A 17,219-nucleotide genomic window follows, 5' to 3' on the forward strand; every position below is an offset into this window, starting at 1 on the left:
CTATTTTTTTGCACACACTTTTCATTTCCAAGATAGGTTGTACCAGCAAAAAAAATGAGCTCCACTCAGGCCGGGCTGCGCTTCGCAAAAAAGGAAGATCTCTCATATTTTGAAGATGAGTACAAACTTCACGAACTTTGCGTCTAATTTCCACATCAATCAAAAAAACATGAAACAAATATATCAGATTTATCTTCTAATTCTAATCGCGCTCACAGCCATTTCCTGCGCTGTTCAGAAAGCAGATTATGGCAAAAATGTGAGATCCTTTGATGTCAATTCCAGTATAAAAGACAGCATCATCCATACCTTCTATTTGGTTGGCGACGCGGGAAATCTAGATCAAGACGAGGCTTTCCAAAATATGAATGTCTTAAAAGATTCACTTTCCAAAGCTTCCGAAAATAGTACACTCATTTTCCTAGGTGATAATATCTATCCAGTTGGAATGCCAAAAAAAGACGATCAGAATAGAAATTTAGCAGAGAAAAAACTCGACAATCAGATTTCCTTGGCCAATGATTTTGCAGGAAAAACAATCTTTATTCCCGGAAACCACGACTGGTACAACAACGGAATCAAAGGTTTGAAACGCGAAGAAGAGTATGTTACAGAAAAACTCAATGATAAATCTGCATTTTCACCTCGCAACGGTTGTCCAATTGAAACGAGAAAGATCAACAAAAAACTGACATTAATTCTCATCGATACAGAATGGGTTTTGGCAGACTGGAGCAAGAATCCAGGCATAAACGAAAAGTGCGACCTCAAAACCAGAGAGGATTTCTACACTGAATTTGAAGACCAACTCAACAAGAATCAAAATAAAACTATTGTGGTTGCCACACACCATCCATTGATCACCCACGGTTCTCACGGCGGCAAATATTCCTGGGAGAAACAAATATTTCCTTTGGAGGACAGATTTCCATTGCCAGTTTTAGGTTCAATCATCAATTTGACTAGAGCAACCGGCGGAATCACGCATCAGGATATTTCCAATCAGAATTACAAAAATTTGGCAGACAGGATCAAAACTTTGATTAGCGGACGCAAAAATGTGGTGGTGGTTTCTGGTCATGATCACAATTTGCAATACATCGAACAAAACGATATTCGCCAGATCATCAGCGGAGCAGGCTCCAAAACTGAGGCTGCAAAAGCGACTGGCCGCAATGACTTTTCTTTCGGCAAAAATGGCTATGCCGAACTGAAGATCTCAAAATCAGGGAATGCGGAAGTGAGTTTCTACAACCTCGATTCCAAAAGATCTGAATTATTGTTTAGAAAAACAGTTCTAGGAAAAGAAGAAAAGATTCCCAAAGATTATCCTAAAAATTTCTCTGAATACTCAGAATCATCAATTTACGATTCTGCGATGACGAAGAAAAGCAAATTTTACGAATTCCTTTGGGGAAAGCATTACAGAGAATATTACTCCAAGAAGATCAATGTTAGAAATCTTGCCTTGGACACACTTTTTGGCGGTGTGAAAACCGATAGAGCAGGAGGTGGTCATCAAACCAAATCTTTGCGACTGGAAACCAAAGCCGGAAACGAAACGTCATTCGAGCTTTGAAAAAAAGTGGCGTTCGATTTTTGCAGTCAGTGGCTTTTAAAAATCAATATGTGATCGATGATTTTTCAGGAAGTTATGCGGACAAATTCCTTTTGGATTTCTACACGACCTCACATCCGTACACACCTTTGGTCATCGGAGAAATGTCGGACAAACTGGGAATCCGTCACACAACGCCGCAACTTTTTTATATTCCGAAACAGAAAACCTTAAAGAACTTCAATGAGACTTTCGGAGACGAATTGTATTATCTGGAGGACCGACCGATGGAAACGGAGGAGAACCCGAACAAAGTTGTTGGAACAGATGAAGTGATCCTGAATCTTGTGAAAGACGAGAAATATAAGATCGATGAAAAGGCTTGGATCAAAGCACGTTTGTTCGATATGCTGATCGGCGATTGGGACAGACATCACGACCAATGGAAATTTGAAGCGAGAAAAGAAAATGGAAACGTGATCTACAGCCCAATTCCGAAAGACAGAGATCAAGCGTTTGCAAAATATGACGGTTTCATCACAGAAATCTTAATGGAATTTCCGGAACTGAAACATATGCAAACCTTTGACAAAGAGATAGAAAGCGTGAAATGGTTTAACCGTGAGCCTTATCCGTTGGATCTGGTTTTTGCTAAGAATTCAATTCAGAAAGATTGGTTGAAAGAAGCGGAATTCATTCAAAATAATTTAACTGAAAATGATATTCGCAAGGCTTTTGAAAATTTACCGAAGGAAATTCAGGACCAGGTTTCGGAAGATCTCATCCAGAAATTATTGATCAGAAAAAGTGACCTTCAGAAATACGCATCACAATATTATAAGGTCTTGCAGGAAAAGGTGATTCTTACAGGAACCGATAAAAAAGACAAATTTGTCATCACAAGATTGCCAAACGATCAAACGGAAATCAAGATCTTCAGATTGAAAAAATCCGGCGAGGAATTGGCTTCATCCAAGATCTATCCTGGCGAAGTTACCAAAGAGATTTTGCTTTACGGGTTGGATGATGATGACGAATTTGTAGTGCAAGGCAACAACAAAACAAGCATCAGGATTGAACTTTTGGGTGGTTTGGACAATGACAAATATTCGGTCTCAAATTCCAAAAAAGTGAAGATCTACGACTACAAAAGCAAGAAGAATGATTTTGAGAATAAAGGCAGTGCAAGAGTAAAGTTGACCGATGATTACGACATCAACCAATACAATTATCGAAATCCGAAGTACAACGTTTTTACCACGTATATGAATTTCAATTTCAATCCGGATGATGCTTTGGCAATTGGTTTCAATGCAGATTATACGGTGAATGATTTTATCAAAAAACCATATTCCCAGAAACACCATTTCTTAGCGAATTATTTCACCGGAACTGAAGGTTATGAGTTCGCTTACCAAGGCTTGTTTCCTACGCTGACAGGCGGCTGGTTCTATGGTCTGGACACGAGAGTGACCAGTTCGCATTACATCCGAAATTTCTATGGAATCGGAAATGAGACCATTAATCCAAAAAATGAGTTTGGAACGCGTTTTAATAATGTAAGAGCGCGTGAATTTGCGTTTTCTCCTTCCATTAACTGGAACAAAAACGCAGCAACTTTCTCCGCAAAGCTGAAATATGAGATCCTTGAGATTGCCAAAACGGCCGACCGTTATATTTCTTTGCCTGGCGTTGTGAACGAAGATGTTTTCAATGCAAAACAATTTGGAGGTGCCGATGTTTCTTTCATTTATGAAAATTACGACAACAAAGCGAATCCAAAGTTGGGAATGAAATTCGATGTGAGAGCGGTTTACAATATCAATCTTCAAAATACGGACAGACAGTTTACATCATTCGAAACCGGACTTGGTTTTCTCCATTATTTGACGCAAGACCAGAAATTAGTTTGGTCATCTTATGCCAAGGCAAAATGGCTTCTAGGAAACGATTATGAGTTCTATCAAATGTCAACCTTAGGTGGAAATACAGATTTGCGTGGCTTTCGTTTCAACCGTTTTTATGGGAAAAATTCCTTCTATCAAAGTTCTGATCTGAGATATGAAGTGGGGAAAATCAAGAACTCGATCCTACCTTTGACGTATGGATTTTTTGGTGGATTTGATGTTGGAAGGGTTTGGGTGCCGAATGAGCATTCCAACAAATGGCACAACTCATACGGTGGTGGATTTTGGCTAAATGCCGTGGATGCAATCTCTGCAAATGTCTCCTATTTTACATCGTCCGACGGTGGAAGATTGGTTATTGGAATTGGCGGAACTTTTTAAACTAAGGTGATGATAGAAACTGAACGTCTTATTCTAAAACCATATTCGTTTGATTTTGCCGAGGAGTTTTATGTTAAATTTCAGAATGATAGAGCTTACCTCGAAGATTATTTTTCCAGAACTTTAAGTGTTACCAAAACTCTCGAAGAAACCGAGTTTTACTTCAAAAAGAAAATTCAGAGTTTTCAGAATAATGAAGGTTTTTACTTTGGGATTTTTCTAAAAGATTCCGATGAATTGATTGGTCATATTTCTGTCCGAGAGATCGATTGGAGCGTACCAAAAGGAGAGTTGGCCTATTTCATCTTCAGTGATTTTTCTGGGCATAAATATGCTTACGATGCTTTGAAAGCCTTCCGCGATTTCTGTATCAATGAAAAAGAGATGATCCGTATCTTTATGAAAATTGCACCAGACAATATTGCCAGCAAAAAAGTGGCAGAATTCTGTGGTTTTGAATTGGAAGGTTTACTGAGAAATGACTACAGAAAAAGACAGGAAGTTCTTACGGATATGTTGCTTTATTCCTTTAAGATGTAGATCAATTCTTTATTTTTTAGATTTGCGTTCGGTTACTTTTAACCAGTCAATATATTTTTTGGTAAATGATTTTTTATTATCTTTTTGAATGAAGGGAAAATAATATTCAATCAGATTGGGATTGTTTTTGCAGAATTCTAAAGTGCAATTCTGAACGCTGGTCAATTGAAAATATGGCATTCCTTCAATTTTGTCAGCGATGATGATTGCAAGTTCTCCTTTTGTCAAATTTCTTTTTAAACAATCGGATTTGACTTTTGTCAAAGTGTTATCAGTGAAAAGGTTAGCAAGTATCGGTAGCGATTTTTTGTTGGAAGCAATTATTTTTTCTGCCTCATTGGTTTTGATAATATCAACCGAATTCTTAACTGAAATTTCATTGATCAATTGATAAATTTCATCTTTAGTTTGAGCAAAAATGAAACTCAAATTTAAAATGAAAAATATCGATGCCAATAATTTTTTTCTCATTTCTATTTATAAAATCAAGTTAAATGGACTGTTATTTCAGCTTCAACTGATAGAGATTTCCCGTAATTTTCTTATCACCTTCATCTGTCATCAGGATTGTATTTTCATCTTTGAAACAAAGGCCTTCCTTCTGGGTGTGGTGATTCAGCTCAATTTTTTCGACATCTCCGGAAAAGAAATTGTCACCTTTCCAATTGGTGAAAATCCAAACTTTATCGGAACTCAAGATTGCAACTTTATCCTTGTCTGGACTGATGTCGGCGCTCGTCACCGCACAATGATTGAACTGGTCGCAAGTCACAAAACTTCCAAGTTTCTTAGCTGGTAGTTTCTGAAGTGGGTTATTTTCAACTTCGTAAAGGACGGTCGTTCCATCAAATTTTGAACTTCTGTTTTTTGTGAACAGATAGAATTTGTTTTTAAAAATAAAGAACGATTCTACATCAAAGATCCTATCTTTTTTCTTTGGTGGAAATTCCGTCTGCTCAGGATAATAAAATTCAACGATGAACTGTGCTTTTGCTTCGTCCTTATTCAAGTCTGCTGCATTGATTTTATAGATGGCAAGATTTTGTCGGTCGTTATCATTATTTCCAAAATCGCCGATGTAAATGTTTCCTTCGTCATCAGAGGTGAGATCTTCCCAATCATTATTTTCAACATTTGTGATAGTGATCTGTTTTACCAATTCACCTTTTTCATTGAACCCGAAAAGAATATTGTGGTTGTGATTATCCTCAATGGTCCAGATCAAGGGCGACGCTTTTGAGATTTCTGCAGCAGATGCTTCTTTTATTTTTTTTGGTAATGAGGCGATGGTAGAAAAATTTTCCTGCGTTTGAGAACAAGAAAATGTGATCGATAGTAAGGCTAAGAAGGAAAATACTTTCATACGATGAAATTAAATAAAATATAAGACATAAAAAAATGCGCAACCAAAAAGCTGCGCATTTATATTTAAAATCAAGATTCTTAAAGGATCAGCATCGCGTCTCCGTAAGAATAGAATTTGTATCTCTCTTTGATCGCTTCCTCATAAGCTCTCATGATGAAATCTTTGTTGGAGAAAGCAGCGATCATCATGATCAACGTAGATTTTGGTGTGTGGAAGTTGGTGATCATTGCATTGGCAACACCGAAATCGTGTGGCGGATAAATGAACTTGTTGGTCCAACCTCTGTAAGCCGAGATCTTTTTGTTAGAAGAAACAGACGTTTCCAAAGCTCTCATTGTAGTTGTCCCAACGGCACAAACTCTGCGTCCTTCTTCAACAGCTTTGTTGATAATGGCAGCATTTTTCTCATCGATGATGGCTTCTTCAGATTCCATTTTGTGTTTGGAAAGATCCTCAACCTCAATCGGGTTGAAAGTTCCTAGACCAACGTGAAGCGTGATCTCAGCGAAATCGATTCCTTTGATCTCCAATCTTTTCATCAAATGTTTTGAGAAGTGAAGACCAGCTGTTGGTGCCGCTACAGCACCTTCGATTTTTGCGTAGATCGTCTGATATCTGTCAGCATCTTCTGGTTCTACATCTCTTTTGATATATTTTGGAAGTGGCGTTTCACCGAGTTCTGTCAATTTTGCACGGAATTCCTCGTAAGAACCATCAAATAAGAATCTAAGTGTTCTTCCTCTTGATGTTGTGTTGTCGATCACTTCTGCTACAAGAGATTCGTCCTCTGTAAAGAACAATTTGTTCCCGATTCTGATCTTTCTAGCTGGATCTACCAAAACATCCCAAACGCGTGTTTCACGGTCCAATTCTCTTAATAAGAAAACTTCGATCTTAGCTCCTGTTTTTTCTTTGTTCCCAAATAATCTTGCTGGGAAAACCTTTGTATTGTTGAAAATGAAAAGATCTTTCTCATCAAAATATTCTATAACGTCTTTGAAAAGACGGTGTGTAATAGTTTCTGTCTTTCTGTCAAGAACCATCAATCTAGCTTCGTCACGGTTTTCTGATGGGTGTTCGGCTAGTAATTCTTCTGGCAGATCAAAATTAAAATCGGATGTCTTCATAAAATTTACGGATTTTATTGTATTAAAATATGTTCGAATGGCAAAGATACAACATTAGAAAGCCTTTGTCAAGTAAAACTGACTTTTGGAAAATCAAATTGACGACATTGTGAATTATTTAATATTTTTTGGAAAATTAGTAATGTTATTTGGTGTTTTCTACAAAAAACATTTAATTTAGTGCATTTAAAAGTTGTTATCGCCAATTAATTCGCTTTGTTATGAGTATTGAAAACGAAAATCCTGAAATCGAAAAACCAAATTCTGAAGTCGAGTCTGCTGAAAATCAATCAGTAGAAGAAGTGACGCCAGAAGTAGTTTCCGAAAATGAAAAACCAGAATCTGCTGAACCCGAATCCATAGAAGAAGTTACTGTAGAGGAAAAAACGGAGATTGAGGCTGAACCGGAAGCTGAACATCAGGAAATCGAGACTGTAGAAGAAAATTACTCCAATCTTTCTTTGAAGGAAACTTTGGACGAGATGGAAAGTATCGTCAATAAAGATGATGCGCATTCTTTCTCGAAAAAATTCAATGCCCTAAGAGATCACGCGAATCATAAAGTGGCAGACGAGGTTGAAGATAAAAAACACGAATTCTTGGAGCAAGGCAATGCAGAAGAGCATTTTGAATTCCATCATCCGCAAGCTTCAAAACTATCTGCCTTGGTCAACATCTTCAGAGAAAAACAGGACAAATTCCATAAATCTCAGGAAGCCGACCATCAAAAAAATCTGGACGAAAGATTGGGCATTATAGAGAGACTTAAAAATCTTTATACAAATTCTGAACCTGGCGTCAATCTTTTCAAATCGATAAGAGAGATCAAAGAAGCTTGGGGAAATGCAGGACAAGTGACCAAATCCGAGTTTAAAAACCTTAACAACAATTATTTCCACCATCTGAAAATGTTCAATGAGATGTTGGATCTAAATAAAGAATTCCTTCATCAGGAATTTGCCCACAATCTGGAAAAAAGACAACACATCATCTCAAGAGCCAAAGAATTGCTTGACGAAAAAGTAGTTCAAAAAGCCTTGAATGAATTGCAATATCTTCACAAGCTTTGGAAAGAAGAAGCCGAACCTGTTGCAGAGGAATTCCGTGAGAAAACCTGGGAGGAGTTCAAAGAAGTTTCCAACAAGATCCACGAAAGAAAATCTGAGTTGATCGCCGTGATCGAATCTGAGCAATTGGAAAATCTCGAGAAGAAAACCAAGATCATCGAGGAACTAAAAACACTTGCAAAGCCAGAATCCATCAACCATACTTATTGGCAACAAGCGATAAAGAGAGTAGAAGACCTTCGTACCGAGTTCCTTAAATTGGGACCAGTTCCGAAGAAAGTTTCCAATCAGAACTGGACAGATTTCAAAGTGGTTTTGAGAGAGTTCAACACCGGAAAAAATGATTTCTATAAAAATCTGAAAGGTTCACAAATTCATAATCTTGAAGCAAAACAAGGCCTGATAAAAACCGCTCAGGACAATATGAATTCTGAAGATTGGGATATTGTGGTGCCACTTTTCAAAAAACTGCAGGAAGACTGGAAAACCATCGGTCACGTTCCAAGGAGCCAAGCGAACAAAGTTTGGGACGATTTCCGTGATGCCTGCAATACATTCTTCAAAAATTACAGAGAGAAAAATAACGCAACGGGCGATAACTGGAAGGAAAATTACAAAAGCAAAAAGGCACTTCTTGAAGACCTCAAAGCTTTGACAGACGAGGAAGGTTCTGTGGAGAAAATCGAGACTATCAAAAACGCTTGGAATGCGATTGGTAAAGTTCCGAAGGATAAATTGTCCATCAATACGGAATTCAACAAAACACTTAGAGAGAAGTTGAAACTCAACAAGATCAATGAGTTCGATCTGAAAGAGGAAAACCTTTCTGAAAGCCAGTTGACAGACAAAGCGAGAAAGATCAAAAATCAGGTTGCCGATCTGGAATCAGAGATTGTGCAGCTTGAGAACAACTTGTCATTCTTTGGTACTGCAACGCGTGATAATCCTCTATTGAAAGACACTTACGAAAAATTAGACAGCAAAAAAGAACAGTTGGAAAGTTTGAAACTTTCGCTTCATAATATTATTGCTGGAGAATAAACAAGTTTATGTAAATCATAGAAATCCCCTTTCGTAGGGGATTTTTTTGTTTAGTGCTTCAATGTAAATCATTATTAATACTCAAATTCAAAATAATAAAAGATATCTTCTAAAAAATTAATATTTTTATGACCGTTTTTAAATCTGAATTATGTTGAAAAAGTACTTATTTATATTATCTGCATTCCCAATTTTTAGCCTTGCTCAGGCTCCGGCGGAATATTACTCTGGGACAGAAGATTTGTCAGGTTATGCTTTGAAGACCAAGCTTCACAATATTATCTCTACGAAGACATTCAATTATCATTATGATGATTTGAAAACATTATATGGACAGACAGATCTTGATAAGTATTATGATTATGGTGCAGATAACACAACTTATTTATTAGATATCTATTCAAATAATCCGACTGGGACAACTGCGTATCATTATACACTAAACAACATTATTGGAAGTGCAAATGCAGAAGGACTTGGATGGAATCGTGAGCATATGATGCCGCAAAGTTCCTTCAATAATGCCTATCCGATGTATTCCGATTTGTTTTTCGTAATTCCGACCGACGCGAGGATCAACCAGTTGAGAAGCAATTATCCTTATGGAAAAGCAGGTTCAACGGTATATTACAATTTTACCAACGGATCAAAACAAGCTTTAAACGGAACGCCTAATGCGACTTACACAGGCAGAGTTTATGAGCCCGTTGATGAGTTCAAAGGCGATGTTGCAAGGTCTCTTTTGTATTTTGCCGTTCGATATGAAGGGAAATTAGGAAACTTCAATTTCACCACCAATGCGAACGACCCAACAAAAGACCAAAATCCTTTGGACGGAAGTGAAGAGAAAGCTTACGAAAATTGGTACATCGCGATGCTTCTTGATTGGCATCAGCAAGATCCGGTTTCGCAAAGAGAGATTGATAGGAATAATTCGGTTTTCAATATTCAAAAAAATAGGAATCCATTTGTTGATCATCCGGAATGGGTAAGCACTATCTGGAATCAAACTTCGAATAATGTGGTGCCGGCAGCACCTTCTTCACTTTTATTAGCGAGAAATTCTGCTTATTTTGTGAACTTGACTTGGCAAGCTAATTCAGAATCTGATGTTATTGGTTATAGAATATATCAGGATAATGTTTTGGTGGCGACTTCAAAGACCAATTCAGTTTCGATTGACCATTTGACTCCAGGAACGAGCTATAATTTCACTGTTAAAGCCTACGATAATTCTTATCTGGAAAGTCCGCAAAGCAATACTTTGAATGTTACAACTTTAGCAACCGATGTTTTTGCGAGAGACCTTCAAATCGTTAAATATCTCGAAGGAACGGGCAACAACAAAGCTTTTGAGATTGCCAACAGAACTGGTCACGCTATTGATCTGGAAAAATACAAGTTGGGAATCCAATTGAAAATTAGCAATTATTTTTTTGGAGAACCAACGGAATTGGAAGGAAAGATAGAAGATAACCAAAGTTTTGTGGTCATCAACCCAAATGCGAACTTCAGTTGTTTTGATGTTTCGAATGCAAAATTTGTTAGTAACGCTCCAGCTCTTACTTTCACAGGAGCAAATTATGTAGAATTATCTTATAAGTCAACTACAATTGACGCGGTAGGAAGCAAAGGCGTTGACAATACGAACGCAAACAAATCCCTTTACAGAAATGCAAATGTCATCAATCCAACATCAACTTTCGATAGTGCGGAATGGACCGCTTACGCATCAGATTATTGTTTGAATCTTGGAACATTGGTGGTGAATGATGTTAAAAATAAAATTAATGAGATCAGTATTTATCCAAATCCAGTGGCGGATGTCCTCAACATCAATGGTGATGTGGGTAAAGTTAAATCAGCTAAAATATATGACCTGTCTGGAAAATTAATAAAAAATATTAATGATCCATTTATTAATAAGAAATCGATCAACGTTAGCTCATTGTTTCCAAATACTTATATCTTGAACATCGACGGAAGATCTATAAAATTCATCAAAAGATAGAATTGGATTTTCTCAAAATATGATTTAAAAAGCCTTTAAAAATTGGCTTTTTTTTATTTGATGACCTTCTTATCCTGTGGTATTAATTTTATGTAAAAAATTCGTAAATTTGTGCGTAAATCTAATCAGTAAAAAAGTTTGAACGGAAATCGTCGTGAAAGCGAATTCTGTTTGAAAAAATGAAAGTCATTATGAGTCAAAAGAAAGAAATGCTTTACGAAGGTAAGGCTAAACAGGTTTTTGCTACAGACAAGCCTGACGAAGTTGTTGTACGTTACAAAGATGATGCTACAGCCTTCAATGCACAGAAGCGTGGACAGTTCGATAGAAAAGGCGAATTGAACAATGCAATTTCTACACTTATTTTCGGATATCTTGCAGAAAAGGGAATTCCAACGCACTTCATCGCAAAACTGGATGACAGAGAGCAGCTGGTAAAAAAAGTGGACATCATTCCTTTGGAAATGGTCGTTCGTAACTATGTTGCTGGAAGTATGGCTCAGAGATTGGGCGTGGAAGAAGGACTTAAATCGCCAGTCACTATTTTTGATCTTTGTTTCAAAAGAGACGACCTTGGAGATCCGTTAATCAACGATCATCACGCAGTTTTCCTTGGTGCAGCCACTTATGATGAACTAAACGAAATGTACGCTTTGACAGATAAGATCAACCAACTTTTGATCGACCTGTTTGACAAAGCCAATGTGATCCTTGTAGATTTCAAGATCGAGTTGGGAAAAACCTCAGATGGCAAAATTGTTTTGGCAGATGAGATCTCTCCAGATACTTGCAGACTTTGGGACAAGGACACGATGAAAAAGCTGGATAAAGATAGATTCAGAAGAGATCTGGGTGAAATCACAGAAGCTTACGTTGAGATCTACGACAGACTACAAACCGCTTTAGCTAAATAATCCAAAAACCAAATCAATGGATTTAGAATTTCAAGAATATAGCACATTACCGAAATATGCTTTCCAAAACCGCTATCAGGAATTCGAAGAAACCAAGCATCTTTCCAAAGAAGAAAAGGAAGCTCATTATCCTTTTGATAAAATGGAAGAGGAATGTGGCGTTTTTGGATTGCATTCTACAGAGAATCAAGACACCTTTTCGTTGTCACAGTTCGGACTTTTTGCTTTGCAGCACCGTGGCCAGGAAGCTTGTGGGATAGCTGTAGGGAACAACGGGAAGATCCATTCTGTGAAAGATGAAGGTCTGGTTTTGGACGTTTTCAAATCGATAGAAGATCCTCAGCAGTATATGGGAAGCACCGTTATCGGTCACACCAGATATACAACTGCGGGAGATAAAAAGAAATATAATTTTCAACCGTTCTTTGCAAAGAATGAGTATGACCAGATCATCCTTTCCATCGCTCACAATGGGAATTTGACCAATGCCAAGCAACTTAGGAAAGAATTAGAAGATGAAGGCGTGGTTTTCCGTGCGACTTCTGACACCGAGGTTATCTTAAGATTAATTCAAAAAAATCTGGACCTTGGACTTCGTGGTGCCATCAAAGCGACGATGGAAAAAATCGAAGGTGCTTATTCCGTAGTTGGAATTACAAGAAACAAGTTTTTCGCTTTCCGAGATTTCAATGGGATCAGGCCTTTGGTTTTGGGTGCGATTGATGAAAATACCTTCGTTGTAGCTTCAGAGAGTTGTGCTTTGGATGGAGTAGGAGCGCAATACGTGCGTGATGTTTTGCCAGGCGAGATCATTTATACGAGTGATAATGAGAAAGGTCTGCAATCTTACATCGTGAAAGACGATTGTGTCAATAAAATCTGTGCTTTCGAGTATATTTATTTTGCAAGACCAGATTCTACATTGGAAGGAATCAACGTTCATGAAGTGCGTGAAAAATCCGGAATGAAAATTTGGGAGCAAGCGCCTGTGGATGCAGATATTGTGATTGGTGTTCCAGACTCTGGCGTTCCTGCAGCGATTGGTTTTTCCAAGGCTTCGGGTATTCCATTCCGTCCAGTTTTGATCAAGAACAGATATATTGGACGTTCGTTCATTATCCCTTCACAGGAAATGAGGGAACATTTGGTCAACCTAAAACTGAATCCAATTGTTTCTGAGATCAAAGGAAAAAGAGTTGTGATCATCGATGATTCTATCGTTCGTGGAACAACTTCCAAACGTTTGGTGAAAATCTTGAAAAACGCAGGTGTGAAGGAAATCCACTTCCGAAGTGTGTCTCCGCCAATTATTGCGCCGTGTTTTCTCGGAATTGATACACCAACAAAAGATGATCTGATCTCGGCCAATATGAATAAAGAAGAACTCAGAAAATATCTGGATGTTGACAGTTTAGAATTCCTAAGCGTTGATAATTTGATCAGTATTTTAGGTTCACCAGACCATTGTTTCGGTTGTTTTACAGAAAAGTATCCGGTGAAGAACCCAGACGAACTGGCATTTGTAGATCAAGGTGATTAGATTCTCAAATAACTAAGTTTGGAACTCATTAATTAAATAAACCAAACAATCAATAATATAAAAAAGCAATTCAGATTTTGAATTGCTTTTTTATTTCAAAAACTTACGGATGTAGATTTCCCTTTGTTCTTCAGAGATTCCTAAAGCTTGATGGATGTAATTTTCCATCGAACCATATTTTTTGTGGATCTCATCAAAAGCGGTCTGGAGATATCGGCGTTCTATCCAGCTTGTTTTTTCCACCACACCAATGTCCAGTTTTGGATAAACGAAATGAAACGTATTGGCAAGACCCAATCTTTTGTTGATCACATTTTCCCGAAGGTCATTTGATAAAAGATATTCTTCAAAGATCACCTTATCATCAAACTTCAGGATCTTAAGGATCAATGCGGTGATCATTCCCGTTCGGTCTTTGCCAGCGGTACAATGGTAGAGTACAGGTTGGTCAGAATCCAGGATCTCATGGATAATTTGTTTGATGACCTCTGGATTTTCCGTGATGTAATCTGTGTAGAATCTCAGCATTCTTCTATCCGCATCTTCTTTGCTTATTTTTCCCTTCAGAGCTAGCTTTTTCGCACTCGCCATCTCATCATTTTTATCTTCGAAGGCTGGATAATTTTTATAGATGATGTTGTTCGGTAAATGATCGGTTTCCTTTTTGATCTCTTGTTTCGTTCTTAGATCGATCACTTTTTTGATGTTTAATTTTTCAAGATCATCGAAGCTTTTTGACTTCAATTGATGCAAGTTTCCACTTCTGTAGATCAGGCTGTCTTTCAGTACTTTGGATTGTGAGTTTTGCAATCCACCTAAAAATCTGAAATTATGGACTTTCTTTATTTCTATTTGGTTTTTCTCGCCAAGGTCGGAGAATTCGGGTTTGGAGTTGACGTGCGTTTTGCAGGATAATAGTAATGTGAGTGATATTAGTAAACCAAAATTTTTGACCATACAATCTTTGTTTTTGAAAATTATCTAAAGATAAACTATTTCTTGTCAGAAGTTAAATTTTCGACCTATTATGTCATGAATGTTAAATTTCTCACCATTTTAAAATTTTTTTTCTGATGGTTTATTAATGTAATTCTTCAATGTAATTATTTATTGTTTTAAAATCACAGTTCGTAATCTTATATTATTTAAATAATTGTAAATCAATTTGTTTATGTTTAGGATTAATGCAATTTTTACTTAAAAAATCATTGTTTAGTTTTGCTCTCAAACACAAATAATGATCAATATGCAAAAATGTATAGGGAGCTTTTTCCTATTAAGCTGTCTCGTTTATTCCCAACAATTTTTTTCTCAAGTAGGTATCGGAACAAATAAACCCAATTCGACATTAGATGTCAATGGGGATGTTGCGCTGCGTAACGAATTAAGTGTAGGTGGAACAGATCTGGCAAAAGGTAATCCTGGTGAAACGAATCAGGTCCTGGTTTCTCAAGGCGAAGGCCTGCCGCCAACCTGGAAGTATGTAAAAGCACCATTCGTAGAGGATGGTACTTATAAGTTGACGAACACTTATCTTAATGAATCCGAAGTAGGCATCACAAACTTTTCCGCTGGCGTAGCTGGTGACGGTGTCAATACAAGTTCCATCGGAAGTGCGATCGACAGCAAGTGGACAAAAATACCCAATCTGTCAACACAATTAGAATTGAAATTTGCCGAAAACAAATTGGTCTATCAAGTGCAGACCGGCGTGGAAATCGTGTCGTCTACCGCAGGAGGCAATGTAAAATTCTTATGCGGGATCTTCAAGGATAACAAATTGGTTGCACTGAGACCAGACAAAATCACTGCAGCGTACGCCAATACGCCGACCCAATACATGTTCACCTTGAATTACAATGAGCTAAACGTTCCCATAGGCGTTTACACCATGGATGTGGCGTGCAGAAAAATTGAAACGACCAATGTCAACAACTATTTTGTCATCGGTTCCAATCTTCCAACTTACCAGTCTGGTGTTGTGACTGTTGCTAATACAAGTTCCAACAGTTTTGCACTGAAGTCTTTTTTCAAGATCGATATTACTCAACTAATCACTTTTGCACCGTAACATGAAAACAACTATCAATTTAATATTATTTTTAATAGCTTCTACTTTGCACGGTCAAGTTGGAGTGATGACGGAAAAGCCTCAAGCTGCCTTAGATGTCAATGGAGATTTTAACAAGAAGGGAAAACTTTTTTTGGATAATGATAATATCCTGTCGCCTGGTAAAACTGGTCAGGTGCTGGTTTCCCGAGGTCCAGGCGTTTCTCCCACATGGAAAGCTTTGAAGGTACCCGATTATGAGCAGTACAAATACTATTTGATATTCAATGATTCCTTTAGGGATTTCAATACAGCTTCTAGCAATTCAGGTCAAGGCGTTTCTTTAGGCACCGCCACTTCTCCGGCTACGATCAGTACCGATCTTGTGAAGGGCGCGGATATTACAAATCTGATCAATAACAAAGGCTTCAAAGAGATCACCGGTCTTGCAAATCCGTTTGTCGTCAATAGCTCGGAAAGCAAGGTTTATTTACAGTTCGAAACTGTGGTTCAACAAAATAATACCACTACTTTGGGGTCTAATCAAATGTATGCTTGTGGAATTTTTATAGATAATAAGTTGCAGAGTGCGAGACTCAATACATTATTCACTTCCACAACAGCTGAAAGTACATTTTTGACCCACAACCAAATTGGTGGAGCATCCAATCTTGCGAAAGGCCAACATACTGTACGTGTTGCTTGTACGAGATATACAACCGACAATAATGTTGTTTTGGGAATTGGAGTACCATCTACAACCGCTGTTAACAACTTAAATAATTTCATGACACAGGCTTCTCTGAAAGTTGATGTTTATGAAGTTCCACAAAACTTTACCGATATATTCTAGATCCTATGAAAACAATTTATACCTATATATTAGTCGTTGCCAGTTCATTATGTTATTCTCAAGTTGGGATAAAGACTTTGACACCAGAAAAGACATTAGATGTCAATGGTGGACTTAATGTAAGAAAAGAACTGCGACTTAATGGAACCGATGTCGTGAAAGGCTCAGCAGGCACGGAAGGTCAGATCTTGAGCGTGACCGGGACCACACAACTGTCTGATGAATATAAGACGATCAAAGTTGCGGATGGTGCAGGGAGTTTGACCTACACTTATCTCAACACAACCACTGATAGGACCGGGGTCAAGTTTTCGGCAACTGGATCTACAAATCCTTATGTTTTAAATTCGGGATTCACAACGTCCACCAATACCACAACTGCAAATTGGGTCAAATTAACTGGCAATACAGACACTTTCAGCATTACAGACACTACGAAAAAGGCGAAAGCTGTACTGTCTTTTCAGACCAATGCACAGATTGCAAGGAACAATCCCAGTGGGAATTACTCAGGGAGTTTTGCTTGTGGGATATTTGTCAAAAAAGGAACTGGACCAGAAGAATTGAAAGCAGTAAGGTCTGAGGTTGTACGAGGTGTTAGTGGCTCTTACAAGATCTTCAACCTGAACGTCACATTGGACAAGTTGGACCCTGGCGTTTACACGGTCTCTGCGGCTTGCAGCAATCGAAATCTAGGTTCTGGTAATGGTCTTGTCAATCTAGGAGTGGGAACACCTGTAGATGCCACATTCATGAATCAAGATATGTCACAATCCACAATGACGGTGACTGTCCTGCAGCCATTTTAAACATTAGCTAGTCATAACAAAAGAGCAACATAATATCTATGTTGCTCTTTTTAGT

Annotated in this window: 14 protein-coding genes; 10 read left to right on the top strand and 4 right to left on the bottom strand. The window is 37.8% G+C overall.

What is annotated here, in order from left to right; genetic code table 11:
- The first annotated feature begins 169 nt into the window (after window positions 1-169).
- From BMW39_RS19175 to BMW39_RS14380, 3 genes are read left to right on the top strand one after another with little or no spacing between them, the layout of a single operon-like run.
- On the top strand, window positions 170-1,579 hold the full coding sequence (locus BMW39_RS19175) for a metallophosphoesterase (RefSeq protein WP_165569338.1): 1,410 nt from the start codon (window positions 170-172) through the stop codon (window positions 1,577-1,579).
- The gene (locus BMW39_RS19180; protein WP_086045764.1) at window positions 1,576-3,846 is read left to right on the top strand and encodes a ShlB/FhaC/HecB family hemolysin secretion/activation protein; all 2,271 of its coding nucleotides are present in this window, start codon (window positions 1,576-1,578) and stop codon (window positions 3,844-3,846) included. Before BMW39_RS19175 ends, BMW39_RS19180 begins: the two co-directional genes overlap by 4 nt.
- A gap of 9 nt (window positions 3,847-3,855) precedes the next feature.
- Window positions 3,856-4,386, top strand: coding sequence for a GNAT family N-acetyltransferase (locus BMW39_RS14380; RefSeq protein WP_034974484.1), 531 nt, complete (start codon window positions 3,856-3,858; stop codon window positions 4,384-4,386).
- 9 nt (window positions 4,387-4,395) lie between these two features.
- Here BMW39_RS14380 and BMW39_RS14385 read toward each other — a convergent pair whose 3' ends face one another.
- The 3 genes from BMW39_RS14385 to queA all read right to left on the bottom strand — a co-directional run bounded on the left by BMW39_RS14385 (window position 4,396) and on the right by queA (window position 6,879).
- Window positions 4,396-4,857 carry a hypothetical protein gene (locus BMW39_RS14385; protein WP_034974486.1) on the bottom strand — a complete coding sequence of 154 codons (462 nt, stop codon included), beginning with the start codon at window positions 4,855-4,857 and terminating at the stop codon, window positions 4,396-4,398.
- Between the two features lie 31 nt (window positions 4,858-4,888).
- A complete protein-coding gene (locus BMW39_RS14390) occupies window positions 4,889-5,749 on the bottom strand; it encodes an OadG family protein (protein WP_034974488.1) in 861 nt (286 codons plus the stop codon).
- Between the two features lie 80 nt (window positions 5,750-5,829).
- Entirely contained in the window at window positions 5,830-6,879 is a 1,050-nt protein-coding gene (queA, locus tag BMW39_RS14395) for a tRNA preQ1(34) S-adenosylmethionine ribosyltransferase-isomerase QueA (RefSeq protein ID WP_034974490.1), read from the bottom strand.
- Between the two features lie 221 nt (window positions 6,880-7,100).
- On the opposite strand from queA, the gene BMW39_RS14400 reads away from it, so the two are divergent.
- The 4 genes from BMW39_RS14400 to purF all read left to right on the top strand — a co-directional run bounded on the left by BMW39_RS14400 (window position 7,101) and on the right by purF (window position 13,452).
- Complete coding sequence (locus tag BMW39_RS14400) at window positions 7,101-8,987, top strand: DUF349 domain-containing protein (protein WP_083391934.1); 1,887 nt, start codon at window positions 7,101-7,103, stop codon at window positions 8,985-8,987.
- A 151-nt stretch (window positions 8,988-9,138) separates the two neighbouring features.
- Window positions 9,139-10,998, top strand: a complete 1,860-nt coding sequence (locus BMW39_RS14405; protein ID WP_051879876.1) for an endonuclease — start codon at window positions 9,139-9,141, stop codon at window positions 10,996-10,998.
- A gap of 191 nt (window positions 10,999-11,189) precedes the next feature.
- Window positions 11,190-11,912, top strand: a complete 723-nt coding sequence (purC, locus tag BMW39_RS14410; RefSeq protein WP_034974855.1) for a phosphoribosylaminoimidazolesuccinocarboxamide synthase — start codon at window positions 11,190-11,192, stop codon at window positions 11,910-11,912.
- 16 nt (window positions 11,913-11,928) lie between these two features.
- Window positions 11,929-13,452, top strand: coding sequence for an amidophosphoribosyltransferase (gene purF / locus BMW39_RS14415; RefSeq protein WP_034974492.1), 1,524 nt, complete (start codon window positions 11,929-11,931; stop codon window positions 13,450-13,452).
- A gap of 90 nt (window positions 13,453-13,542) precedes the next feature.
- Here purF and BMW39_RS14420 read toward each other — a convergent pair whose 3' ends face one another.
- Window positions 13,543-14,409 carry a tyrosine-protein phosphatase gene (locus tag BMW39_RS14420; protein WP_034974494.1) on the bottom strand — a complete coding sequence of 289 codons (867 nt, stop codon included), beginning with the start codon at window positions 14,407-14,409 and terminating at the stop codon, window positions 13,543-13,545.
- A 289-nt stretch (window positions 14,410-14,698) separates the two neighbouring features.
- Between BMW39_RS14420 and BMW39_RS14425 the strand changes: the two genes are divergently transcribed.
- The 3 genes from BMW39_RS14425 to BMW39_RS14435 are packed head-to-tail and all read left to right on the top strand — an operon-like array spanning window position 14,699 to window position 17,164.
- Entirely contained in the window at window positions 14,699-15,523 is an 825-nt protein-coding gene (locus BMW39_RS14425; RefSeq protein ID WP_034974857.1) for a hypothetical protein, read from the top strand.
- 1 nt (window position 15,524) lies between these two features.
- On the top strand, window positions 15,525-16,355 hold the full coding sequence (locus BMW39_RS14430; protein ID WP_034974496.1) for a hypothetical protein: 831 nt from the start codon (window positions 15,525-15,527) through the stop codon (window positions 16,353-16,355).
- A gap of 5 nt (window positions 16,356-16,360) precedes the next feature.
- Window positions 16,361-17,164 carry a hypothetical protein gene (locus tag BMW39_RS14435; protein ID WP_034974498.1) on the top strand — a complete coding sequence of 268 codons (804 nt, stop codon included), beginning with the start codon at window positions 16,361-16,363 and terminating at the stop codon, window positions 17,162-17,164.
- Window positions 17,165-17,219 lie beyond the last annotated feature (55 nt).

It is taken from the genome of Epilithonimonas lactis (genome assembly GCF_900110605.1).
Lineage (GTDB): Bacteria > Bacteroidota > Bacteroidia > Flavobacteriales > Weeksellaceae > Epilithonimonas > Epilithonimonas lactis.